Source organism: Bacillus altaicus (assembly GCF_042136375.2).
Classification (GTDB): domain Bacteria; phylum Bacillota; class Bacilli; order Bacillales; family Bacillaceae_G; genus Bacillus_A; species Bacillus_A cereus_U.
The window spans coordinates 2,466,798-2,489,986 of record NZ_CM143394.1 but is presented as its reverse complement, the minus strand read 5'-3'; the positions used below and the strand labels follow the sequence as shown (position 1 = coordinate 2,489,986).

Genomic DNA, 23,189 nt, shown 5'->3' with positions numbered 1-23,189 from the left:
CGTCTTTAGCTTCAGAATAAAGATTCTTCCATTCTTATATAAAAGTAACTGACACATTTTAAACATCGTTGATGAACAGAGTAAAATACTAATGAGTTGCCCGTACAAATGGTATTCTAGGCGTTCTTTCTTGATTTCTTTGCACTTGTGAATTCGAAAGAAAAATTTCCATGTTTTGAACAAAATTTCAATTTTATCGTTTTGGACAACCTGTTCTGTTAAGTTGATATGTATGTGGAAAAAACTATCGAAATAAAACCCCAGAAATCCAAAGGTCTCTGGGGCTTCATTATATATTTAGCTCTTTTTGCTTTTTGTTTTGTTTATGTCTATACAGCAATTTTCGACTTATGAGAGAAATCAGTAATAAAATTAGTATTAGTACGAAAAGTTGCATAAATGATAAATCAAAATATTTAGCACCTGTAACAATTAAAAGTGTAGAAATCGTACCTTTTACAATGAAAAAAATAACAATCCATAATCCGCCTTTTTTCCAGTTCATTTTTATATTACCCTTTCCTACGTTTAAATTCTTGAATGTGACACCTTAATAGAAATCTATCATATTAATAAAAAAGTAAACTTTTTCACAAAAATCATGTCCAATTACATGTGACGACTTCATAATAAATGAAAATGATATTCAGTGTCAATTTTATTGACTATTTGAATACCTATTTTTCATCTCAATCTCTTTCCAATTTGTTTCTTATAGGCAATGAACTCTTGTCTTCAAACAAAAAACACCTCCATTGAATTTGCACACTTTCACATGCAAATTCAAGAGGTGTTTTTTCATGTACCATCAAGTAAGATTTCCTGCTTTGTTTATTCGTTTAAGTTCTTAATACATAGCTATTAGTAAACGATAACTGGATCATAAGTGTTCAAACTATCATACACAGTTTTTGCAACATTAGGAAGAAGGTTAACACACCCGCCTGATCCCCCTGTTAAATAAGCATTATTTGCCCAGTTTGTTCGCCAGCCAGCATCATGAAATCCTTGACCGCTATTTGTGAATGGAACCCAGTAATCTACTTTAACGGCATAATCAGCTTTACCTACTGCGCTTCCTTTCAACGTGTATGGTGTTCGTTTATATAGAACGTACCACACACCTGGTGATGTATCTTCACTCGTGCTATGTTTACCAGTTACTACATTTGTTGTAACTACTAACTTTCCATCTTTGTAAATCCAAATTTGTTGCTCTGCAATTGAAATTTCCGCATACGTGTCTCCGATACCATTATTCGATGTTGTTTTATAACCGATACCTTCCTTCTCCCAACCATTTCCATGAATATTAGAAGCAGATAGCGATTTTTCACCCTTTTCAAAAGCTTGTTGAACTTGTTTTGTTTCTTTTTCAACATCTAGTGCCCAGCCATAACCTTGTCCTTTTACTTGTATAACCGAACCGGAATGAGTTTTAAATGTGAAATCTTTATTTAATGTTGATTTAGCATTATTAATTTCAGCAAGCTTATTCTTAATGTCGCTCGCATCGATTGTAACTTTCATATCCTTTGACATAGAGGCATTTTGAATTAAATCTTTCGCTTTTAAAGGATACACTTCATTCTGCACTTTATACTCAACGGACTGTTGAAGCAGATTCTGTAGTGCTTTCTCCTCTTTTTTGACAATCGGATCGTCCTCTTTAATAGGCTGTATGTATGTAGACTTCAGATGAATTTCGCTTTTATACTTCTGCTTATCGTAATCTTTCAGTAGACTAGTAACGTCATACTGTTTTCCTTCAACGCTTTTCGAAATAACAACTTTTCCTTGTTCGAGCTTCGCCATAGCATCTTGAGGCGCTTTTAATTTTTCGTTCATAGAGATGAGCTTTTCTTCTACAAGTTTTTTCATCGTTTCACTACGATACTGATCCGCCTTTTCCGGTAGCAATGAATAATTTTTTTCCTTTGAGGAAGGGAAAAATGTCCACTGGCTTTTTAATAGTTTCTTAACTTGAGGCAAATCTTTTTCCGTAAGTTCCGTTTTTGTATCTTTTTCATCTAAAATTTGTTGTTGATCGACATAGACTTTATTTTCTAGTCCAGATGTTTTTAATTTCTGTATTGCCTGATCAGCACTCAAACCACCGACTTTTGTGTCGTTAATCGTAACATTCGAATTGAAGTGAGTTGCCTGATAATAACTCATTCCCCCAATGAGAAGTGCAATTATACCAACACCCGCTGCGATAAGCTTCCAATTTGTAAAACGTTTGCTTGACCTTACTCGCTTTTTATCAACTTCTTCAACTGATTCATTTACTGTATTGTTGTTCATCAATCTTTCCCCCGTATACATTAACATCAATCGATTTTAAACTAAAACCATTGACTAGTGTACCTTATTTTTCCTGAAATTTCATTATTTTTGACCAGACTTTATCGCATTTAATTGATTAAATTTAGACTTTTTAATAGAAAGACACATTGAATAATCCCTTACAAGTAGTGAATCATTACAATAAATCCGAAAAAGTTAAGTACCATATACTTTTATTCAACTAACTTTTCTCCCGTAACAATCTCAAACAAAGTGGCTGCATTTTTCCCTTCTAATTGAGCATACCGATTATCCCCCGACATTATTTCTATTTTATCCTTATTAGGACTTATCCAAATCTGATACAACACAGCTTTCGCCTCTATTTTCGGATTTTTAAATTGAAAAACAAAGTGATAATCAGCTGAACGAGACATTTCCGCTTTTTGATTTTCAAAATGAATAGCATTTAATATTTTCTTTACTTGCAACACCTGATTATTGTCTGTCACTACATTCAAATCCTCATAATCATCACCAACACGTTTTTGCACTTCGATTCTTTGATCTTCATTTCCTAGTATATTTGAACAGCCGGTTACTATGAATATGCATATGGCAATAAAAACTACAGTCAAATTTCTGATTCGCATATTAGTCCCCCTCTTTTTAATAAAAAGCATCTCCAATTGTAAAATAAAAGTAAATGCCTTGCGATTAGACATATAAACACTAATAAGGAAGGAGTGCCCTTCGATGCAACTAAAAACATACACTTGGAAAAGTTATACGTTTCTTATTGTAAGTATATTCGTTACTATTAATCTATTTCTCTTCTCACCTATTTTAGACAGAGTTGGAGTAGAATATGTGGTTCCTTTCGCGTACTTCATATTAGCTTCAGCTGTTATAGCAATTATATTAGCGGTTATCTCTTTTTGTAGTCGTACTGAAAAGAAAATTTTATCTATTATCGGTTTAACCTTTACATTATTTAATACAGCAATTATTTTCCCTTTGGTTCGGTTATCATTTCACGTAAAATATAAATATAATCCGTAACCTAAAAGAAGTATTAGTATTATAGAAATGCTGAGTATCGTGTATATGACCCATCTTAATGTTGTACTCATATAATCACCCCTCTCACGTTTCGATAATTCCATTATATAACAAATGATTCATTGAAAGTTTAGAACATGTTTTAAACCTAAATTAAGCGAAGTAAGGGAAGCCATTTAGCTTCCCTTACTTCGCCTTTAAAGAATAATGAGTAAGCGTGAATAGCTTACTCATCCGGCTTATTAAGTAATCTTTCACTATTTTTTACACAATTGTAATTATAGTGTTTTTTGACATTTGATCATTATAAATTTAAATGGCGGTTTACTTTCCATATTTTTATGCGGCTCCAAAATTTCCGTAGTTTCTATCAGTCCATATTTTCCAAAGTCTTGTTTTACCGAGTCCATATCATAAAAGTACATTTTTACCCCTTCCATTATCTCGAAGTAGTCTTTACCCAGTTGTTTACCCTTCCCAAACATTGGGGCATCTTTTGAAATAGTAGTAAAAATCATATACCCGTTTGGTTTTAGCTGACTATAGCAATCTTTAATAAACTTCTCTCTCTCATCCTTATTCAATAAATGAATAAGTGCATAACAAAATATACCGTCATACAGTTTGTTATCAAAAGGCATATCTGTTACTGAACCATGGAAGAAATCAGCAGTGAGTTCATTTTCCCTCGCCAATTCAATCGCTGTTTTTGAAATTTCAATACCCGTTACATGTATTCCGTTATCAATAAAAACCTTTGCATTTCTACCATATCCAATACCAGGAATCAATATATCCTTCACTTTCTTTTCAAGGAAAAAGTCCTTCGCTAAAATTGCGGAGTCTGAAGGTTCAAATCCCCACATCATTTGATTTTCTATAAAACTTGCTTCCCAAAATTCTGTCATACATCAATCTCCTTTATATATATCGTTGTTTACCGTTGAATGTTGAAAAATCATCGCATATTCACGAAATTGTATCAAATTTCAACATTAATTCAAAACAAAAAGCATTGGATATCCAATGCTTTTTCACACTTACGCAAACAGAGATGTATTCGCATATAAAGCTGGCGAGCCACCTGAATGTACGAATAAAATGTTGTCTTCTTTATTAAATTTACCTTTTCTAATTAAGTCGATTAGTCCCGCTACTGCTTTACCTGTATAAACTGGGTCAAGTAAAATACCTTCAGTTTTCGCAAGTAACTGTACTGCTTCAACCATTTCTGGTGTTGGTAAAGCGTATCCTGGTCCTACATATTCATCAAAGCATGTAACAGCTTCGCGTGAAATAGAGTTTGGGATACCAACGTGAGCTGAAGTTTCATCTACAAGTTTTGCTACTTTCTCTTCTTGCTCTGCTTTTCCTCTACTTACATTTATTCCGATTACAGGAATTTTGCTTTGCGTTCCGGAAAAGCCAGTAATTAAACCAGCATGCATACCAGCGCTACCACTTACACAAACAACTGAACTGAAATCAATTCCTTGCTCAAATGATTGAGCCATAATTTCTTGCGCACAAGCAATATATCCCATTGCGCCAGTAGGGTTCGATCCACCAACTGGAATGACATATGGTGTATTTCCTTTTTCACTTACTTCTTTCGCTACTTTATGCATCTCTTCCATAAGGTCTGTTCCGTTTGGCACAACAATTACGTTTTCAGCACCTAATAAATGATATAAGAAATAGTTTCCGTTAAAGTCTGGCTTTTCTTCTGGCTCAAGCCCTTCTTCTAACACAAGAATACATTTCATTTTTTCTTTTACCGCAGCTGCAAGTGTGAGACGACAATGGTTTGACTGAATACCACCAGCTGTAATTAACGTATCTGCACCTTTTGCCTGTGCATCCGCAACTAGAAACTCTAACTTTCTCGTCTTATTACCGCCAGCTGTTAAACCAAGTAAATCATCTCGTTTAAAATAAATAGTCGGCCCACCAAGTGCTTCAGAAAAATTGTTTAATTTTTCAATTGGTGTATATGATTCTGTATATTTTTTTCTCGGAAATTTAGCTAAATTCATCAATAACGCTCCTTTTATACTCTTTCACTGTAAATGTAACCATACTATTATTACATGGAAAAATGATGAAGTCACCTTTCTGGATTAAAAATGTAGGGAATTTTAATTTCGGTGCGGTAAATGAAATTTATATCGGCGATTTTTCAAATATATCGACTTACCGACAAAAACCGACAAAACAAAAAGAGCTCACGCATTTAAATGCGTGAGCCCTCTCCAATCACTTATTTGCCGAAAAACGAAGAAGCTGTGTTAATCCTGGCTCTAAATTCATTTCTCCTTTGTGACGTACGTATACAATCTTGTCTCCATCAAACTTTTGGGGTTTTGATGGATTATACGTATTCCACTCGTTCGTTCCTTCTATAGAGTACTCCATATATTCTGTTGCGCCAACGATTACGTTTTTACTATCATCAGCCGTTACATCTGGTGCCATTTGCGCGATTTTCGCATCACTAATTGATAATTTCTTTATGCCCTTATCTCGTTTATAATCATAAGCTGTCACAATTACATCGTTACCGTACGCTTTTATTTGTAACCCTTGTTTGAAAGAAGAACCATCTGGGGCTGTCTTCTCTCCGCCATTTGGTCCAGCTGACATCCAGCCTGTTTCAATACCGCCTGTATTTACAACCGTAAATCCTTTTTCATCTCCGCCTGCGATTTTCTTTTTACCAGCCCAGTCTGGTAAGTTTAAATCCCAATGTGTATGGCTCGTGAAGAAAACAACTTGCGGATAGTCTTTTAATATATCGTACAATTTATCAACATTTAAATAGTCTTGTAAATACGGATTTTGTCTTGATCCAGATACCGTATCAGGTAAAACGTGATGAGAGAAAATGAAAATTGGCTTATTCTTATCTTTTTGACTGTAGTCTTCTAAATTTTGTCTGAGCCAACCTAATTGTTCATCACTTAAATACACTTGATCTGACATATTTGAATCATGGTACCTCATATATTTTTCTGTCCCTAAAAATAAAAGTGGATAACCATCTAATTCTTTTTTATGGTACACCTTTTCTTGTCCGCTAAATTTTAAATATCGATTAAATAGTGTTTCTTCCGCTACACCGTTTGGCCATGTACTTTGAGATAACTTTCCATCAGCTGTCCATTTCCCGGCGTAAAACTCATGATTCCCAACAGTTGACCATACATTTTCCGGATGCTTATTCTTGTTTAACACACGCTTCACATCATCATATTGTGACTGCTGTCCAGTTGCCGTTATATCCCCATTCATAATAAGCGCTCTGGAAAGTGGTGTTACTTTATTCATATCTTTTAATACATGATCAAAATCCCCTAAGTCCCCTTGAATGTCACTAATTACATTAAACATCGTCGCTGTTTTTCTTACTCGCTCTTTCTCCTCCGCATGCATTGTAAATGTCGGTAATAATACCGCCATAACAGCTAATGAAGCAACTGCCTTTTTCATACAATTTCTCCCCCTAATAATAGAATGTATAAACTGACATGTTCTGCGTTCTCTTAGGTGCTTGTCCAATTCATATTATAAGGAGGGATTGTAAAGATAGATGGAGTAAAAATTTAAGTGTTTTTTAAGAGATTTTGTCTTTTCATTGCACTCCACAATTCGAGATTCGCGCCAATCCAGCTTTCTAGCCTTTAACATTACATAAATGTAAATTTTGATGTTAAATCTTTTAGTTTCATACGTTGTTTTTTATTACTTCTAACTTTCGGGAAAAATCCACTAATTAATAATGTTATAATCCATGCCATTATTAGAATAAAATTTATTGTATTACCGGAATTCAAACTAAAAACTCTCCACAAATAGGCAGCACAAAAAACGAGAATAGCAGTAATAATAAGTAAAAATACCCTAACCACTAATCTTATGTAAGGTTTCTTCTCGTGCTTAAAAATGAAAGTTCTTCTCCCTTTGTACAATCTAATCACAAATAGCAGCAAATATAAACCAAGTGTGGCTCCGATAACAATTGATGTAATAGAGTTGTTTTTTCTCTGCTCAGCTAGAGAGAAGTAACTTCCAGGTAATTTTCCAGTTTCATATTCCATCCATGCGTGGTAAATATCCTGTCGTAAGTCTATACCACCTTCACCATTTGTAAGGATTACCAATCCATCCTTTGTATTAGGAATGAAACCATAAAAAGAATGCCAGCCTCGATTGTCACCAGAATGATAAAGTAATTTCCATTGATTAGATAGTTTTTTTTCAAATATACCTAAACCATTCTCCCCTAATACTGGCTTTTGCATTTCCGTAACACGTTCACTTTTGATGACACCATTCCCTTTATTATTTGTATCCATACTTGCAAGTATCAATGTCATCATATCCGTAACATTTGTCTTGAGACCTGCAGCAGCCTGTTCGGTAAATTGGTAACTAGGGAGCTCCTCTCCAAAATATCCATAAGCTTTCGAAAGGTTATGATTTTCAGGGCGTTGTAAGAATGAACTAGATTTCATTCCTAAAGGTTTCATAATTTGTTCTTCCATATAACGATCAAAAGGTATTCCGGTAACCTCTTCAATTACAAGTTGTAAAATTGTATATCCGCCACCAGAGTAAATTGTTTCTGAACCTGGTTTATTGGTAACCTCCACTTGTTCATTAAGCCAACCTTTTCCAGACAGAGACTCCTCAATAGAATTAAGATTTTTCCCTGGTGCAACCCCAAGGTATCCTTTATGTGCAGACAGTCCTGCTGTATGGCTTAACAATCTTCTTATTGTGACTTCATTATTATTAAACTCTGAATTAGGTAATTTCCATTTAGTCAGATATTTTCCAACGGGATCATCTAGTGATAAACGACCTTCATCTACAAGATGCAAGATTCCCCACGCTGTAAGATTTTTAGATATGGAACCAGCTTGAAACAATGTATCATCACTCACCGCTTTTTTTGTCTTTTTATCTACATAACCGTAGTTTAGTGTATAAGCAATACGCCCCTCATGTACAATCCCTATTGCAACCCCTGGTACCTCATAATTCCCCTGCCATTTTGGTACCTGTTCATCCAGCTTTTTTTTGAAATCCTCTATACTCCTATCAGTCAACGTGCCCGATTCTGCCCTCACCACATTTGTAAACCATGCTTCATTCGTAATGAATATGCAAATAATTAAACATAAAATACTTTTGCATATTATCGATGCTTTTTGTCTACTCTTCATTTGCCTCACCCTTTTTTTCAGAATATTCTACCCATCAATTAGAGTATCCTATTCTAATATCCCGTTCTATCGATTTTTATTACTTAACCTTACAAAATTGTAATAAAAATCAAAGTGCTACATACTTAAGAGGTTTACTGTTTTTTATCCGAGGACAATGAAATTCATCAACAAGATAGACATGAGGTTATATTTATGGTTTCAGTTAATGCCCCTAAAATACTAGTTTGGTTAATCAATTGGATATATTCCACACTACAAATATTTATTTTATAAAAAGAAGAACCCCACACATTTTGATTAAAATGTGCGGGGTTCTTTTGGCTTCCTTAAGTTTTTATGAAAAAGATTGATTATTTTATGTAGCCTACTTAAATAAACGTAGTTTTTATCTTTTCAAATTTTCTTCATTTAATCCGAACAACTCTTGTAAAATAAAACGTCCATCTTTTCTTATCAGTACATCATCAAACCAAATTTCACCACCACCATACTCTGGCCTTTGAATGTTTACTAAATCCCAGTGTATCGCTGATTTATTCCCGTTGTCTGCACCTTGTAGCGAATCTCCAATTGCTATATGATAACTACAATTTATTTTTTCATCAAATAACGTATTATTCATCGGGTGTAATATATATGGATTAAACGCCAATGCAAATTCTCCTATATATCTTGCTCCCTCATCCGTATCAAGAATTTGATTTATTCGCTCTGTATCGTTTGCATATACCTCTATTATTTTTCCATGCTTAATATGTAACTTTATATTTTGAAACGCATAACCTTGTTGAACAGATACGGTATTAAATGTTATTACTCCATTTACTGAATCTTTGACAGGTGCTGTATATATTTCGCCATCAGGGATATTATCCGTTCCATCTCCTTTTAAAACGCCAATTCCTTCAATTGAAAACTTCAAATCCGTACCTTCTCCAATAATCCTAACTTGCTTTTTCTTTTCCATTAATTCTTTTAACGGATTCATTGCTTTCGACATTTTATTGTAATCTAACGTACATACATCATAATAAAATTTTTCATAGGCCTCAGTGCTCATATTCGCTTCTTGCGCAGACGCCGCATTCGGGATTCTTGTTGTCACCCATCTTGTTTTATACACTGCTTCACTATGAGCTTTTCCAAATATCTTTTGATATAATTTCATTTTTTCTGATGGTACATCTGCTAATTCATATGCATTTCTAGGACTACGGAGATTAATATATACTTGCATCTTACTTAAGCGATAACACTCCCAATCTGCAAATAACTTAAATTGTTCTTCAGACCCTGACAAAATCAATTGCCTCGTAACAGAAACATCGCGCATTGATACATGCGCATATCCCCCTGCTTTTTCCACAGACTTAATAATTTCACGAACTACTGCGGGATCTATTTCAGTAACACTTTGAATTAATACTTGATCACCAGGCTGCACTTTAGTCGAATGATTGACTAGTACATCCGCTAATTTCGATAGTTCTCGCTTCATTACGCTCTCGTCCCTTCACTACCGTTTCAATAGCTTAATAAAAAATAAAAGGCTCTTTTCGTAAAGATTGTTGCTTTTAATTAAAATAAAGGTTAATTTTCTTAATACGGTATAGTATTTACAGCAGATTATTCAGCAAACGGGCAGGATTGTGAAAATATTGAGTTCGAGATATCTTCCTAAAAACCATTACTATAATAAAAGGATGACAAAATTTTTATGGTTAGTATGATAATTTGGAAACAGAAGTCAGCTTAATCTATGAAAACCTTATCAGAGGAGTGATGTAAGTGAAACAAAATATTTACGATAATCCGAATTTCTTCAAAAACTACACAGCATTGCGTGAAAGTGGAATAAACGCTAATGACTTCATAGAACAGCCAGCAATCAAATCATTAATTCTGTGTTTGAAAGGAAAATCGGTATTAGACTTGGGTTGCGGTGATGGTCATTTTTCAAAGTATTGTATAGAAAATGGTGCAAAAAACGTAATAGGTGTAGACATATCCAAAAATATGATTGAACGTGCTAAAAAGTTAAATCAGGATGATAACATAGAATTTATGTGTCTTCCTATGGAGGATATGGGACTAACCAATCAAAAGTTCGACCTGATTATAAGTTCCCTCTCTATACATTACATTGAAGATTACTCGGCAATGATTCAAAAGATTAATGAACTATTAAAAAGCAGTGGTGAACTTATCTTTTCAACCGAACATCCAATAGCAACAGCTCGCAAAGGAAGCAACCATTGGATAAAAACTGAGGATGGTAATAAATCACACTGGGCATTAGATAATTATCAAGAAGAAGGAATCAGAGTACACAACTGGTTTGTTGACGATAGTGTGGTTATTTATCATAGAACTGTTGCCACATTAATAAATACTTTGATTGAACACGGGCTTTCGCTGGATAAAATAATCGAACCACAATCAACTTTGGCAGGGATAGAGAAAATGCCAGATTTAATAAACGAATCGCGAAGTCCATCTTTTATTATAATCAAGTTAAAAAAAACAAAATAATATTTAAAAATATCTACCGCAATCTGGGAGCTTTTATTGAATTACGAAAACAGCCGTTTCACTAAGGAATGGCTGTTTTTTATACTTCACGCAGAAAATTCACAGTGATTTGATTACTGTAAGGATTAAAATAAAGGAAAACTATAGAAAGAATAAAAATGCTTATAGCCGCTGCTACCCCTATATAAACATTTACATTATTTTTCATAATCCTCCTACTCTACTCCCAATAGTAATATACTGACCACTTTCCAATACTATATTTCATTACAATACACGTTACTCATCTTTTAATTAGCCTTAAAATTATAAATCGGCTTAATAATATGTTTAATATCAATTGTTTCTTTTGTATTCTCAACAATTTCATCCAACGGCTTATATACCATTGGGGCTTCGTCTAAAGTACTTTCTGCAACAGATGTAGTCCAAACTGCTGTCATTGTATTTTGAAAATCCTCTAAGTTAAGTACTTCTTTAGCCTTCTTACGACTCATAATGCGCCCCGCTCCATGCGGTCCAGAAAAGTTCCAATCTGGATTTCCTTTACCAAATGCAATAATTGAACCGTCTCTCATGTTAATTGGAATGATTACTCGTTCATCTTTCTGAGCTGAAATAGCACCTTTTCGTAAAATCATATTTTCCATATCGATGTAGTTATGGATTGTAGTGAATTGATCTGTTACTTTCCACTCCATTCTAGTGATGATTTCATCCATCATTGCTTTACGATTTAACTCCGCATATTTTTGAGCGATTTTCATATCATTCATGTAATCTTTAAATCCTTGTCCTTCTAAATAAGCTAACTCTTTGCGAATCGTCGGTTTGTTAATTCCACGTATAGCTTCATGTATTTCTTTTTGTCTGCCTTCTCTTGTTAAACGTTCAATGATTTCCTCTTTAATAGATTTAACGTTGATAAGTTGCTCATAAGCAAGGTTTTGATAATACTCTGCTATTTGTTTACCTAAATTACGAGAACCACTATGAATGACAATGAATACATTCCCTTTATCATCCTCATTCAGTTCGACAAAATGATTTCCACCACCAAGCGTACCAATACTCTTTTGAGCACGTTGTAATGTAAATGGAGCTCTTACACTAGCAAAATCAATCATTTTTGTAAATCGATGTTCCTTATCTCGAATACGAAAACCACTTGGGACAAATTGACGAATCGTTTCGTCTAAGTGGTCGAAGTTGATTTCCTCTTTCTTCTTATTAATCTTAACAACTTCCATGCCACAACCAATATCGTACTTACCTCCCAGTTTCCTGAAAGAGTGGACTATACCTTCTCTACAGTCATCGAGATACGCAGTCTCTACCGTAGGCTCACCGTATTAATTATTCCTCTTCACCTCAAAATGGATGAGGAATAATTCTGTATCTTAGTCTGCTAACCTGATACAAGTCTCTGAACCATTCGATTATGTCACCATAACCACTGGCTGCTGATTGCCCTCGCCTTTTATCGTTAGGGTTCCCAGTCAATTGAGTGAGTAGTTTAAAGTCTGAGCCGATTAGTTAACCCCGACTAAATTAGGAACGATTTTATCTTGAATTGTCATTGTTGTCCCAATAGTGCAACCTGCGCCCGCATGTGTATCTGGCATAATACGAATCTTGCTATCCTTTACGAACTCTTGATTACAAAGATCAATAATTTGACCTGCTGCAGTTTCTTCAACATTAGTAGTAAATACTTTCGCTTCATTGTATTTTCCTTGTAGTTTCAACATCTTTTATTTCCCCTTCCCTTTAGTTTCTAGAAGACAGTGCTTAATATATAATTGAATTATTGGAGCTTTAAGTGGTGACACAAATGACTGATATATTCAGATGAAATATAAATTATTCAACAATATATTTATAATTATATTTTCCATCACTAAATTTAATTTCCTTGTTTTTCATAAAAAAGTCCAATAAATCTACCACTATGCCCTATAGTACTTTCCATGCCTACTATTCGTATCTTCCCTTCCATACAATATTCTCTTTGGATTTATAACAATCATAAAAACTGCTACTACTAAATAAAAAATTGCGTTATACATGATTAAATCAATTAAGTTTCCGTTTATTATGCCAATAAAAAAATTAAAGAATTGGTGGATGATGATTGGGATGATTAAATTTTGATTTAAGTTATAAAATGCTGTCATGACAATTTTAATGGATATGATAGAAATCATAAAAAATAAGATATATTTGAATAAATCAATTCCCATAAATCCTGTAGTAAACCATATAGGTAAATGCCACATCCCCCACCAAAATCCTATGATTATCGAAGCTTTTAATGGTGAATGCTTCTTTTGGAGCTCAATTTGGGCGAAACCTCTCCAACCTATTTCTTCTCCTAGTGGCCCTGCAAGAAAGTTTTTAACAAAGAAATAGATTAGCATTCCCCATGAAGATACAGTAAAAATAGAGTCTACTTCACTGTTTTTAGATATCAGAAACATAATCATTAAAAATATGAAAGCTTGAATCATACTGACAGTAAGAATCACAGATAATTTAAGTTTATTCTTGAATTTATCTTTTACAAATTGGATAAAACTCTGCCCGGGATAGATTTTTTTAAATAGCACTGCAAAAGCAAAGGTCGAGGACCAAGATGATATACAAAATATTACATCAAAGACCCACGCCGGAAATCCCAACATACTTATAGCTCCTACAAGACAAAAAAGTGGTAAAAAAATGATATTGGTTAGTAGAATAAAACTTGCTACTGGTTTTTTTAGTTTCTTTTCTCTATTCATGCGTAATCCCCATTTCAAACTAAGTATTTCGTAAACATAATAGTATTTATATTTACGAATACCTTCAGCTTAAACCTGGAGGTTACTCACAGGTCAATACATGTCTGCATTATTTGATAGGTGCATAAATTTCTAAAAATATACGTTCAAGCCCCTCTTCATACGTGGTAAGTAAAAGATTTATATAAACTAGTCCCAAAAGTTCATACCCTTTTTCTATTGCTACTTTTCTTAAACTAGCTTCCACTTTATGATCAATACTTTTCCCACCAGTTGCCCATCTTCCATCTTCGATAACTGTATAAATACATTTTGGGTGAGATAGAATTTCACCTTCTATTTCGTTATCAAAGTTCTCTACTTTTTTTACAATTATAAATTTATCTTCTATAATAGCTTCTTCATTGAAACTTATAACTCTTCGTAAAGATGTTAGAGTAACTGCCTTTTTTAAGCTGTCTGTATTCTTTTTTAAAGACTCATATTCATCATACGCAGTAAAATGTTCTATCTCTCCTTTTATTTCTAAAGACTTCATTTCTTTTACTATGTATTTCCCTACAAATCGATTGATTTTTTCACAATCTTCTTTTACTATTTGAAGCTTTTTTAAAAGAAGTTTTTTATATTCTATTTCCTCTAACACTTCTTGTTCTTTCTCTTCTAACAACGATTTTAATCCCTCTATACTCTTACTTTTTCTTAATACCTGGATTTTTTTATTTCAATATCCATTTCTCTATAAAAATTTACCGTTGTTATATCATATATATCAAAATGATTATATTTTCTATACCCATTCTCAATATTTTGCTTTGGCTTGACCAAATCCTTTTCCTCATAAAATTTCAAAGTATCCCTAGATACACCTAAAAATTTAGCAACTTGTCCAATTGTGTACATTATGTTCTCCTTTAGCATTGCTATTTAATCTTTTACATTCATACTGCATATTCTTTAAGCTATCGAATTCTCCTTCCAATAGCCGCATACTCAATACTTTCCATCACTAAATCTCATTTCCTTGTTTTTCATAAAAAAGAGACACAGAGATCTCTCCCCATGCCTACTAATTATCTATTTCTTCACCGCATGAGCATCTACTTACTCGAACCATCCTGCATGCAGCCACAACAACCACGTTCGGTCAGAACAATGCTTTTCCCTCTCGTTGAAAAAAGACACACTACTCGTTCTTGCAAACGCCATTCTCGCAAACTGGACCGGCTTCGTCTGAAGTAGTATTCAGCACGGCCAGTGACTGTGATTCAGCCCATGTTTTCTCAAGCGCTTCGAGAAACACATTCGCCGGCTGCGCACCAGAAACAGCATATTTGCGATCGATAACGTAAAACGGTACGCCACTTACACCCAAACGAATGCCCTCGAGATGATCCGCTCGCACTTCATCGGTGAACTGCTCGCTTTTCAGCATCTCCTCTGTAGCTTTCGGATCAAGTCCTACTTCAGCGGCAATCGCAATCAACGTTTCATGACGGCCGATATGCTTACATTCGGTAAAATAAACTTTGAACAACAGCTCAGCTACCTCATTATTTTTGCCATGCTGCGCCGCAAAGTGAAGCAGACGGTGAGCGTCTAACGTATTTGTCATCTGAAGCGTATCAAATCTAAGTTCCAAACCATCTTCTTCAGCCTGTTTGGCAAGCTTCTCGTGTATCTCCTTTGCTGCTTCACGGCTCATTCCAGACCTAGTGGAAAGCGCATCGTACGCATCATATTCCGTATCTTTCTTCGCATTTTCATTCAGTTGAAAGCTTTTATAAACAATTTGCACTTGATCTTTATGAGCAAACTGCTCAAGCCCTGCTTCAATACGACGTTTCCCAATATAACAGAATGGACAAGCAATGTCTGACCACACTTCTACTTTCATTTAAAAACCCCCTTTATACTGCAACCACGTCACAACCTGGTTGACTATATTATGCATAGTACAATAACCCCTTGAATAAAGTCAACTTAGTTGACTTTATTCAAGGGGTTATTATGGATTTTGGTGCGACTAATTAAAAAAAGATATATAAAGACGTGAATTTTTCGTTTCACTATATTTTATATTCTCCATTTTTATCACTCGAACTTTAGCTCTGTAACTGAATATAGAGCTGTTTTTCAACAAAAACCGAAATTCGCCGAAAGCCTACCCTTCGTCCGTTGATAATTGTAAAGTGGACTTTTATCCCCTACTCCATAGCTACAAAAGGTTATTTAATAGTCATAGATTATTATGAAAATGATTCCTCCAAGCATCCAGATGGTATATAATGATATAATAATCTGCTTTTATATGCTCAATTTTACACAATAGAGGTTATTCATAGGAAAGAGGTACAAAAATATGAAAACAAAACAAACAATCGCTGCGTCTACACTAGCTTTAGCAATGATCGCGGGATCTACCCCTACTCATGCAGAAGTAAATGATGCTACTGCTGGGCAAAGCACTGGAGATCGATTAGCTGAGATTAAGCAACATAGACAAGAGTTAGATGCGAAATTGCAGCAGCACAAAGAAAATGTGGATCAAACATTAAATGAACTTAACCAAGTTAAGGAAAATGTTGATACAAAGGTTAATGAACTGCATCAACGTAAACAAGTTGCTGATGAAAAAATCGGCGAGATTAAACAACATAAACAAGAGTTAGATGCAAAGCTTCAGCAAGACAAACAAATTGCCGATGAGAAAATCGCTGAAATTAAAGAGCATAAAAAGCAAGTAGAAGACAAAGTTGCTGAAATTAAAGAGCATAAACAAACTGTTGATGCAAAGGTTAATGAGATTAAGGATCATAAACAAACTGTCGATGAAAAAGTGAATGAAATTAAGCAGCATAAAGAGAACATCGACCAGAAGGTTAATGAACTTAAGGAAGTTAAAAAACATGTAGATGAAACATTAGCTGAGTTAAAGAAAGCGAAACAAACTGCTGAGGATAAACTTGCTGAAATTAAAGAAAATAAGCCGAATACCGGTAACACGTTAGAAGAACTTAAAAAAATTAAACAAAATTTAGATAGCCTTTCCTCTAACTTAGAACTAGCTAAACAAGATGTGAAAAATAAACTAGCTGAGTTACAAGAAGCTAGACAGGACTTAATAAATAAATTGAACGAAATCAAACAAGCGAAACAAACTGTTTCAGACGATTTAACAAAGAAAAAACAAGACTTAGATATTAAAATAAACGATTTTAAACATACTGAGAAAAAAATTGATGACAAATTAGCTGAGGTACATACAACGCAGCAAAATGTAGATAACAAGATTAATGAAGTATCACAACCTCAACAAACGAAAGTGGATAATAACACTACTACTACTGTTCCAGCGAAAAACAATGCTAGAGAACTTCCAAACGCTGGTAGTGAGCAATCAAATAACGTGCCACTCGGAATGTTATCAATTATAGGCGGACTTTTATTAGTTACGCGCAACAAAATTAAAATGTTTTTCTCAAAATAATGCTATTATAACTATCTTAATATATTCTATAAAAAGGACAACCGCACATATGTGTACGGTTGTCTTTTTTCTTTATATTAACTTCCCATCTCTAAGCGTCAATATACGATCACATACATCAAGCATTCTTTCATCATGTGTAATCATAATTGCTGCTTTTTGACTTTCTTTCACTTCACGTTTCATCATTTCAACTACTTCACGAGCACGTTTTGAGTCTAAGCTTGCAGTTGGTTCATCAGCTAATATTAAATCTGGGTTGTTCATGAAAGCACGAGTGATTGCTACCCTTTGTTTTTCCCCGCCCGATAGTTGATTTGGATAATGAGTTTTTCTTTCTCCTAATCCAAATACTGCTAGCAAGTGATCCGCACGCTTTTCAGATTCTTGTTTGTTTTCTTTTTTTAGCTTTGCAATGTAAAGCAATTGTTCTTTTACATTTAAATATGGAATAAGATTTGCGAACTGGAAAATGAAGCCGATTTTTTTCAAACGAATGTCTGTCATTTCCTTTTCTGATAACTTCGTAATATTTTGCTCCCGAATATAAATATCCCCTTTTGACGGTGATAGTAAAGCACCCGCGATTGATAATAACGTACTTTTCCCTGATCCAGAAGGACCGACGATTCCGATAAACTCTCCAGCTTTCACATCAAGCGACATCGGATGAAGGGCTGTTACTTCTGTATTCCCTTCTCCGTACACTTTACTTACTTTGTCTAATTTTAATAATGAAGTCATTACATCCCGCCTCCAATTGCTTCTAACGCATCAACTTTTAATACTTGATATAACGAAATAAGTGTTCCTAAAATACTAATTACGATAAAGATTGCTGCATATTGTGCAATCATTGGTGTTGTTAATAAGAACGGCATACCCGCTGGTAAAATCTGTTCTAATCCTTGTACAAGAACAATACTGATTACCATCGCAACGACTGATAAGAATAACGCCTGCACGACTAAGCTATTTGCTAAATAAGAATTTTTCGTACCAATTGCTTTTAGTACACCTAATTGCTGTGTTTTTTGCAACGTAATTACGTAGAAGAATACACCGATTAGTAACGCAGCGATAACAAGTAAGAACGCAATAATCATCGTTAATGTTCCTTGCTCTTCTTTAAATCCTGGAATACTTTGTAATACTTCTTTTTTGTCGATAACATGTGCATTTTTAATTTCTTTATCTGTATTAAGCGCAATTGCACTATAATCTTTTTGGTTTGGTTGTGAAATAGCACCCCATACGTCTTCATTTACATAAACGACTGGTGTATGGCTAAACATTTGATCTTTCGTAAATCCAACGATTTTAAATTCTTTCTTTGAAACAGGATCAATAATTGTATCCCCAATATCAATTCCTTTTTCTTTAATTGATTCATCAGCAACCATTTCGTTGTTTGCTGTACCTAATTTCTCGCCTTCTACAATTTTCGGTTCTAAAAATGAATCACGTTCACTTGAGAAAATAGCAACATCAACTTTTTTCGAACTATCTTTCTTTTCATACGTTGAAACTTTCACACGAAACGGAACTGCCTCTTTCTCGCCTGCTTGATTTACTACGTTATCTACATCTTCTTTCTTAATTTGTGAACGAAGTAATTTATTTTCCGCATCATCCGCTAGTACAAATTTATTTGCCTCCATATTTTGAATCGATGAAGCATTATCATACGATAATCCATTTGCTAATCCTGAAATTACAAGGACTAAAAATGATAATAACACCATAATAAGTCCGATTAATCCATATCTTAATTTTGATTGTTTTAATTCACGCAGAGCTAAAAACATTTCGCTCGCTCCTTCCTATTACTTTCTATGCACTTATCATAAAAAAGAATTATGAACGGAATATGAACAGAAGATTACAGAGGAAAGATTAAATATTCAGTAATTACCGAAAATAAGATGTATGGGTACAATCGCTATGCCGTTCGGCTCTTTAATTGGCGGATACACCGCAAATGTATTTAGTAGCCAACTCATTTTCGCGCTTGCTAGCATCGGAATTTTATTTATTTCTCTCGTATGGCTGCTTCATCCGAAATTACGTTCATTGCCGAAAGCTGATGAAATTACAGAATTTACGATACGGGAAAGCCCACGCAGGACTTTAGTCCGTCTTTAGACGTGGGATGAAAGCATCGTTTTTGCATAGCAAAACATGGTATACTTTATTCATAGTCATGCAAAAGACTCTAAAACGACTGTTCTCTGAAAACAGAATACATATGAGGTTGGGGTAGCCAATTCTTCTACTCCGTAAAATGTATTAAGTCGTCATGCAAAAGACGTAAAAACATTTGAGAACGAACAATCTGTACGGTATGGTCACAGTACCGTAGCCCACGAACCTATATGGTCTGTTGTGGGAGTGGTGATGGCACACCGCAATCTTGCACGTCAGCGATACCAGAAATGGACTTCGCCTTTGGTAGCAAGAATCCCACTGACGTTAGTCAGCTGGCCCCTTTAGGGGTGGGAGTGTCAAAGCGGATACTTTTGGGCTTCGGTTTAAGAAAGAGTGCGGGAAAGGTGCGGCTTTATAGCAAAAATAAAATATTATCTAATCCGTAATGTGTAGAGATAATAAAGTTATTTAATTTTAAAAGCCCAAACAAGCATAACCCCGTTCTAAATTTAGGACGGGGTTAAAAATATAGTTGCTTAATTTTGTATGTAAGATACTTCACTACACTAAAAATAAAACAATAAAGTCGTTTAAAAATCTAAGTTTTATTCAACAATAACGCCTTTAATGGAATAACTAGAACGTTCAGTCAACGATTTGATGGCCATGCCCCCTGCATTTTCCTTAATTGAATAATTTGGCCTGTATGATAAGCATCATGAAGCATGATGTCCAGTAGTTTACCCTCAAGTGAATTTTGTTCAAGCTCTTTTTCGGAAATTGCACTCAATACCTGTCTTAAATTACATTGAGCATTTTCAGAACGTTCAACGACTTTCTTCCATTCCTTATCACCATTAGATTGATTGGTAAGATAAAAGGTTTCATCACCGTCGAGATTATGTGTCCATTCACGGCCTTCCAAGTTTGCAGCAAGTCTCTCTTTGTAATAAATGAGATGATTAACGTTCTCCCAAATGGTTTTCATTCCCTCTCCAGGTGGTTTCCAGATAGCCTGTTCGGCTGTAAGTCCTTCTATAGCATGTTTAAACGGTGCATACCAACTCTCTTTATTGAATGTTGAATCTAGTACATTTAAAAACAAGTCAACTCGTTTCAAAGTAACTTCCTCCCTAAATAGCTAAAGTTTCAATAAAATTCTTATAACTCTGTAGAGATTCTACATTTTCAAATAAACTTCCTCCTGAACTCACTCCACAAACTCGTCCGATTATGTAATTAAAATGACTCACATTTTTTCACTTTACACGTATACTAGCGACAAAAAAAGAAGAGGCCGTTCCCAAACAGCCTCTTCCATCTATTTAGGAAGCTCAACCCGAACAGTCGTCCCTTCCCCTTTCGTACTATATACTGAAACGGTTCCTTGATGCAGTTCAACAATTTTCTGCACAATCGATAATCCTAAACCACTACCTTCTATGTTTCTTGCCCTTGCTGTGTCTACTTTGTAAAAACGATCAAATATACGATCCATTTCTTCTTTTTCCATGCCGATTCCGCTGTCTGATATAGAGATCATAACGCTAGACTCTAATTCTTCTACAACAAATTCAACGGTTCCACCATCGTTTGAAAACTTAATGCTATTCGTAAAAATATTACTCCATACTTGATGAAGTAAGTTTTCGTCACCTTTTATGACGATGTCTGGCACATCAAATTCGACGGCTATATCTTTTTCACGCCATTTCCACTCGAGCATAAAAATGACGTCTTTAATTTGCTTTTGCAAATGAAACTCTTTAATTTGTAGAACTTTCTCTTCTTTATCTAATGAAGCAAGCGTAAGTAACTGTTTACATAAACTAGACATCCGCTTACTTTCGCCCTCAATAATTTTCAAGTAACGTTTTCGTTCCTCTTCACTCATATTCTCCGATTGTAATGTTTTCGAAAAACCTTGTATCGAAGAAAGTGGAGATTGAAATTCATGCGAAACGTTAGAAACGAACTCTTGTCTCATTTGATCTAATTCTTTAATACTTTTCGTCATCTTTTGAAAATTAGTTGCTAGTGTACCAATTTCATCTTTTCGATTTTCATCTAATTCGATATCATATTCACCACTTGCAATCTTTTGAGTCGCTTTCGTAAATGTTCGAATTGGACGAACGATATACCCTGCTGCAATCGCTATAAAAATGATACTTAATAAAACGATAAACCCAAGTAATACCGCTAGGAAAATTCTCATTTCACCAAATTGTTGCTGAATGTCAGGGCGGATGAATAAAGCGTACTGTTTATCACCATGTTTTAATGGGACACCAACGCTATTAATTAATTCATTATCGAAGAATCCTGTAATAAACAAACGGGTTGGATATGTGGAAACGCCATTAAACGTTTCACCTTGCAATACTTTATGAACTGTATCATCACTAATTGTTATCTTACGAAACGCATTCCCAATACGCTTTCCATGATTTTCGTCATCTACAATATAAATTTCATATCCTAATTTCGCAATAGACTGTAAGTATGCCTCTTTATTTTCTTCACTTTGCTTTTCATATAATGATTTTACTTCCTCAGCATACATTAAAATCTTTTCACTATTATACGGTTTTAACTTCACCTGATAATATACATTTGTTAATAAAAAGCCAATTATACTACTAAGTAGCATAATCCCAACCGTCATAAAAACAAATCTAGAATACAATGATTTCATCTTATTTCAACTCCAACTTATAACCGAGCCCGCGCACTGTCGTAATTTGAAAATCATCTGTTCGCTTTGAAAAACGATCTCTCAGTCGCTTCACATGAACATCGACCGTTCGTTCATCCCCTTCAAAATCCATTCCCCACACTAACTCAATTAATTCTTCTCTTGAAAATGTTCTTCCAGGATAACTAGCAAGTTGTGATAATAATTCAAATTCCTTCAGTGGTAGCAAAATCGTCTGACCGTTACATTTCACTTCAAACCCTTTTCGATCAATTGTCGTCCCGTGCAGCGTAATAATATCAGCACTAAGCATTTGATAACGACGCAATAATGCTTTCATACGGAAAATCACTTCAGCTGGTTCAAATGGTTTCACAATATAATCGTCCGTGCCAGAAATGAACCCTTTTTCTTTATCAACTAACTGATCTTTCGCTGTTAATAATATAACAGGTATATCATGATACTTCCTGATTTCTTCACATAACGTATAGCCATCAATAAACGGCATCATAATATCCACTATCGCAAGATGAATATTTTCTTTCTCTAATATGCCTTGAGCTACCTTTCCATCTTCAGCCTCAAAAACTTTAAACCCCTCTTTTTGTACATGGTAATGTAATAACTCTCTAATATGCTTGTCATCATCAGCTAATAAAATATGTATCATCTTCATTAAACCCTCTCTTGTTCATCCTTCTACATTCTTACATTAAGAAAGAATTGTACTTTTTGCAAGAAAAAGAAAAACAATTCCAGCATTAATTTTTTCATGGTAATTAGCCAAATTTTAAAATCCATTACGTGAAATTATTGAGGTTATCAAAGATACTACGCATTAGAACCGCAATACAGTACAACAGATCGTATGATAATGTAGCTTTGGAATAAAGGTTCATTAATAATACCTACAAGCCAATATTTTACGATAAATAAAAAGAATCCGTTTTGAA

At 34.5% G+C, this 23,189-nt stretch carries 19 protein-coding genes and 4 pseudogenes; 4 read left to right on the top strand and 19 right to left on the bottom strand.

The genetic code is table 11. The annotated features are described in order from the left end of the window. Positions 1–24: 24 nt before the first annotated feature. The 4 genes and pseudogenes from ACE38F_RS12975 to ACE38F_RS12960 form a co-directional block, all read right to left on the bottom strand. A pseudogene (locus ACE38F_RS12975) lies at positions 25–195 on the bottom strand (IS4 family transposase); the annotation flags it as partial. A gap of 94 nt (positions 196–289) precedes the next feature. Next, complete coding sequence (locus ACE38F_RS12970) at positions 290–505, bottom strand: hypothetical protein (protein ID WP_215553565.1); 216 nt, start codon at positions 503–505, stop codon at positions 290–292. A gap of 356 nt (positions 506–861) precedes the next feature. Next, entirely contained in the window at positions 862–2,307 is a 1,446-nt protein-coding gene (locus ACE38F_RS12965) for a L,D-transpeptidase family protein (protein WP_375371260.1), read from the bottom strand. Positions 2,308–2,522: 215 nt separating this feature from the next. Continuing rightward, positions 2,523–2,942 (bottom strand): hypothetical protein, encoded by a 420-nt coding sequence (locus tag ACE38F_RS12960; protein WP_215553567.1) that lies wholly within the window; start codon positions 2,940–2,942, stop codon positions 2,523–2,525. A 103-nt stretch (positions 2,943–3,045) separates the two neighbouring features. On the opposite strand from ACE38F_RS12960, the pseudogene ACE38F_RS12955 reads away from it, so the two are divergent. Continuing rightward, a pseudogene (locus tag ACE38F_RS12955) lies at positions 3,046–3,331 on the top strand (hypothetical protein). A 298-nt stretch (positions 3,332–3,629) separates the two neighbouring features. On the opposite strand, the gene ACE38F_RS12950 reads toward ACE38F_RS12955, so the two are convergent. The 5 genes from ACE38F_RS12950 to ACE38F_RS12930 form a co-directional block, all read right to left on the bottom strand. Next, positions 3,630–4,259 (bottom strand): class I SAM-dependent methyltransferase, encoded by a 630-nt coding sequence (locus tag ACE38F_RS12950; RefSeq protein WP_375371261.1) that lies wholly within the window; start codon positions 4,257–4,259, stop codon positions 3,630–3,632. A gap of 132 nt (positions 4,260–4,391) precedes the next feature. After that, positions 4,392–5,387: a D-cysteate sulfo-lyase gene (gene cuyA / locus ACE38F_RS12945; protein ID WP_002013704.1), complete on the bottom strand. Its 996-nt coding sequence runs from the start codon at positions 5,385–5,387 to the stop codon at positions 4,392–4,394. A 220-nt stretch (positions 5,388–5,607) separates the two neighbouring features. Continuing rightward, a complete protein-coding gene (locus ACE38F_RS12940) occupies positions 5,608–6,840 on the bottom strand; it encodes a DUF4073 domain-containing protein (RefSeq protein WP_375371262.1) in 1,233 nt (410 codons plus the stop codon). Positions 6,841–7,037: 197 nt separating this feature from the next. Continuing rightward, positions 7,038–8,579 (bottom strand): serine hydrolase domain-containing protein, encoded by a 1,542-nt coding sequence (locus ACE38F_RS12935; RefSeq protein WP_375371263.1) that lies wholly within the window; start codon positions 8,577–8,579, stop codon positions 7,038–7,040. A 388-nt stretch (positions 8,580–8,967) separates the two neighbouring features. Continuing rightward, positions 8,968–10,080 carry an aminopeptidase gene (locus ACE38F_RS12930; RefSeq protein WP_375371264.1) on the bottom strand — a complete coding sequence of 371 codons (1,113 nt, stop codon included), beginning with the start codon at positions 10,078–10,080 and terminating at the stop codon, positions 8,968–8,970. A 290-nt stretch (positions 10,081–10,370) separates the two neighbouring features. On the opposite strand from ACE38F_RS12930, the gene ACE38F_RS12925 reads away from it, so the two are divergent. After that, entirely contained in the window at positions 10,371–11,114 is a 744-nt protein-coding gene (locus ACE38F_RS12925; RefSeq protein ID WP_375371265.1) for a class I SAM-dependent methyltransferase, read from the top strand. Positions 11,115–11,404: 290 nt separating this feature from the next. On the opposite strand, the gene ACE38F_RS12920 is transcribed toward ACE38F_RS12925, so the two are convergent. The 5 genes and pseudogenes from ACE38F_RS12920 to ACE38F_RS12900 form a co-directional block, all read right to left on the bottom strand. Then, the gene (locus ACE38F_RS12920) at positions 11,405–12,364 is read right to left on the bottom strand and encodes an RtcB family protein (RefSeq protein ID WP_002110692.1); all 960 of its coding nucleotides are present in this window, start codon (positions 12,362–12,364) and stop codon (positions 11,405–11,407) included. A gap of 282 nt (positions 12,365–12,646) precedes the next feature. Continuing rightward, a complete protein-coding gene (locus ACE38F_RS12915) occupies positions 12,647–12,865 on the bottom strand; it encodes an RtcB family protein (protein WP_002110694.1) in 219 nt (72 codons plus the stop codon). Positions 12,866–13,063: 198 nt separating this feature from the next. Further along, positions 13,064–13,897, bottom strand: a complete 834-nt coding sequence (locus ACE38F_RS12910; protein WP_215579012.1) for a CPBP family intramembrane glutamic endopeptidase — start codon at positions 13,895–13,897, stop codon at positions 13,064–13,066. Between the two features lie 109 nt (positions 13,898–14,006). After that, positions 14,007–14,800, bottom strand: a pseudogene (locus ACE38F_RS12905) (MerR family transcriptional regulator). Between the two features lie 283 nt (positions 14,801–15,083). After that, complete coding sequence (locus ACE38F_RS12900; protein WP_002110697.1) at positions 15,084–15,794, bottom strand: DsbA family oxidoreductase; 711 nt, start codon at positions 15,792–15,794, stop codon at positions 15,084–15,086. 465 nt (positions 15,795–16,259) lie between these two features. On the opposite strand from ACE38F_RS12900, the gene ACE38F_RS12895 reads away from it, so the two are divergent. Next, positions 16,260–17,387: an LPXTG cell wall anchor domain-containing protein gene (locus ACE38F_RS12895; protein WP_375371266.1), complete on the top strand. Its 1,128-nt coding sequence runs from the start codon at positions 16,260–16,262 to the stop codon at positions 17,385–17,387. A 72-nt stretch (positions 17,388–17,459) separates the two neighbouring features. Here ACE38F_RS12895 and ACE38F_RS12890 read toward each other — a convergent pair whose 3' ends face one another. Beyond that, the gene (locus tag ACE38F_RS12890) at positions 17,460–18,131 is read right to left on the bottom strand and encodes an ABC transporter ATP-binding protein (RefSeq protein ID WP_375371267.1); all 672 of its coding nucleotides are present in this window, start codon (positions 18,129–18,131) and stop codon (positions 17,460–17,462) included. After that, positions 18,131–19,195, bottom strand: coding sequence for an ABC transporter permease (locus ACE38F_RS12885; protein ID WP_215553579.1), 1,065 nt, complete (start codon positions 19,193–19,195; stop codon positions 18,131–18,133). The genes ACE38F_RS12890 and ACE38F_RS12885 overlap by 1 nt, the downstream gene beginning before the upstream one ends. 112 nt (positions 19,196–19,307) lie before the next feature. On the opposite strand from ACE38F_RS12885, the pseudogene ACE38F_RS12880 reads away from it, so the two are divergent. Next, a pseudogene (locus ACE38F_RS12880) lies at positions 19,308–19,532 on the top strand (hypothetical protein); the annotation flags it as partial. 652 nt (positions 19,533–20,184) lie between these two features. Here ACE38F_RS12880 and ACE38F_RS12875 read toward each other — a convergent pair. The 3 genes from ACE38F_RS12875 to ACE38F_RS12865 form a co-directional block, all read right to left on the bottom strand. Beyond that, positions 20,185–20,655 carry a DinB family protein gene (locus ACE38F_RS12875; protein ID WP_375370405.1) on the bottom strand — a complete coding sequence of 157 codons (471 nt, stop codon included), beginning with the start codon at positions 20,653–20,655 and terminating at the stop codon, positions 20,185–20,187. 201 nt (positions 20,656–20,856) lie between these two features. Continuing rightward, entirely contained in the window at positions 20,857–22,233 is a 1,377-nt protein-coding gene (locus tag ACE38F_RS12870; RefSeq protein WP_375370406.1) for a sensor histidine kinase, read from the bottom strand. 1 nt (position 22,234) lies between these two features. Then, complete coding sequence (locus ACE38F_RS12865; RefSeq protein WP_186320882.1) at positions 22,235–22,912, bottom strand: response regulator transcription factor; 678 nt, start codon at positions 22,910–22,912, stop codon at positions 22,235–22,237. Positions 22,913–23,189 lie beyond the last annotated feature (277 nt).

Excerpts from the sequence above, each read along its gene's own strand:
- ACE38F_RS12970 (WP_215553565.1), bottom strand. The coding sequence starts at position 505 with ATGAACTGGAAAAAAGGCGGATTATGGATTGTTATTTTTTTCATTGTA.
- ACE38F_RS12965 (WP_375371260.1), bottom strand. The coding sequence starts at position 2,307 with ATGAACAACAATACAGTAAATGAATCAGTTGAAGAAGTTGATAAAAAG.
- ACE38F_RS12960 (WP_215553567.1), bottom strand. The coding sequence starts at position 2,942 with ATGCGAATCAGAAATTTGACTGTAGTTTTTATTGCCATATGCATATTC.
- ACE38F_RS12950 (WP_375371261.1), bottom strand. The coding sequence starts at position 4,259 with ATGACAGAATTTTGGGAAGCAAGTTTTATAGAAAATCAAATGATGTGG.
- cuyA (WP_002013704.1), bottom strand. The coding sequence starts at position 5,387 with ATGAATTTAGCTAAATTTCCGAGAAAAAAATATACAGAATCATATACA.
- ACE38F_RS12940 (WP_375371262.1), bottom strand. The coding sequence starts at position 6,840 with ATGAAAAAGGCAGTTGCTTCATTAGCTGTTATGGCGGTATTATTACCG.
- ACE38F_RS12935 (WP_375371263.1), bottom strand. The coding sequence starts at position 8,579 with ATGAAGAGTAGACAAAAAGCATCGATAATATGCAAAAGTATTTTATGT.
- ACE38F_RS12930 (WP_375371264.1), bottom strand. The coding sequence starts at position 10,080 with ATGAAGCGAGAACTATCGAAATTAGCGGATGTACTAGTCAATCATTCG.
- ACE38F_RS12920 (WP_002110692.1), bottom strand. The coding sequence starts at position 12,364 with ATGGAAGTTGTTAAGATTAATAAGAAGAAAGAGGAAATCAACTTCGAC.
- ACE38F_RS12915 (WP_002110694.1), bottom strand. The coding sequence starts at position 12,865 with ATGTTGAAACTACAAGGAAAATACAATGAAGCGAAAGTATTTACTACT.
- ACE38F_RS12910 (WP_215579012.1), bottom strand. The coding sequence starts at position 13,897 with ATGAATAGAGAAAAGAAACTAAAAAAACCAGTAGCAAGTTTTATTCTA.
- ACE38F_RS12900 (WP_002110697.1), bottom strand. The coding sequence starts at position 15,794 with ATGAAAGTAGAAGTGTGGTCAGACATTGCTTGTCCATTCTGTTATATT.
- ACE38F_RS12895 (WP_375371266.1), top strand. The coding sequence starts at position 16,260 with ATGAAAACAAAACAAACAATCGCTGCGTCTACACTAGCTTTAGCAATG.
- ACE38F_RS12890 (WP_375371267.1), bottom strand. The coding sequence starts at position 18,131 with ATGACTTCATTATTAAAATTAGACAAAGTAAGTAAAGTGTACGGAGAA.
- ACE38F_RS12885 (WP_215553579.1), bottom strand. The coding sequence starts at position 19,195 with ATGTTTTTAGCTCTGCGTGAATTAAAACAATCAAAATTAAGATATGGA.
- ACE38F_RS12870 (WP_375370406.1), bottom strand. The coding sequence starts at position 22,233 with ATGAAATCATTGTATTCTAGATTTGTTTTTATGACGGTTGGGATTATG.
- ACE38F_RS12865 (WP_186320882.1), bottom strand. The coding sequence starts at position 22,912 with ATGAAGATGATACATATTTTATTAGCTGATGATGACAAGCATATTAGA.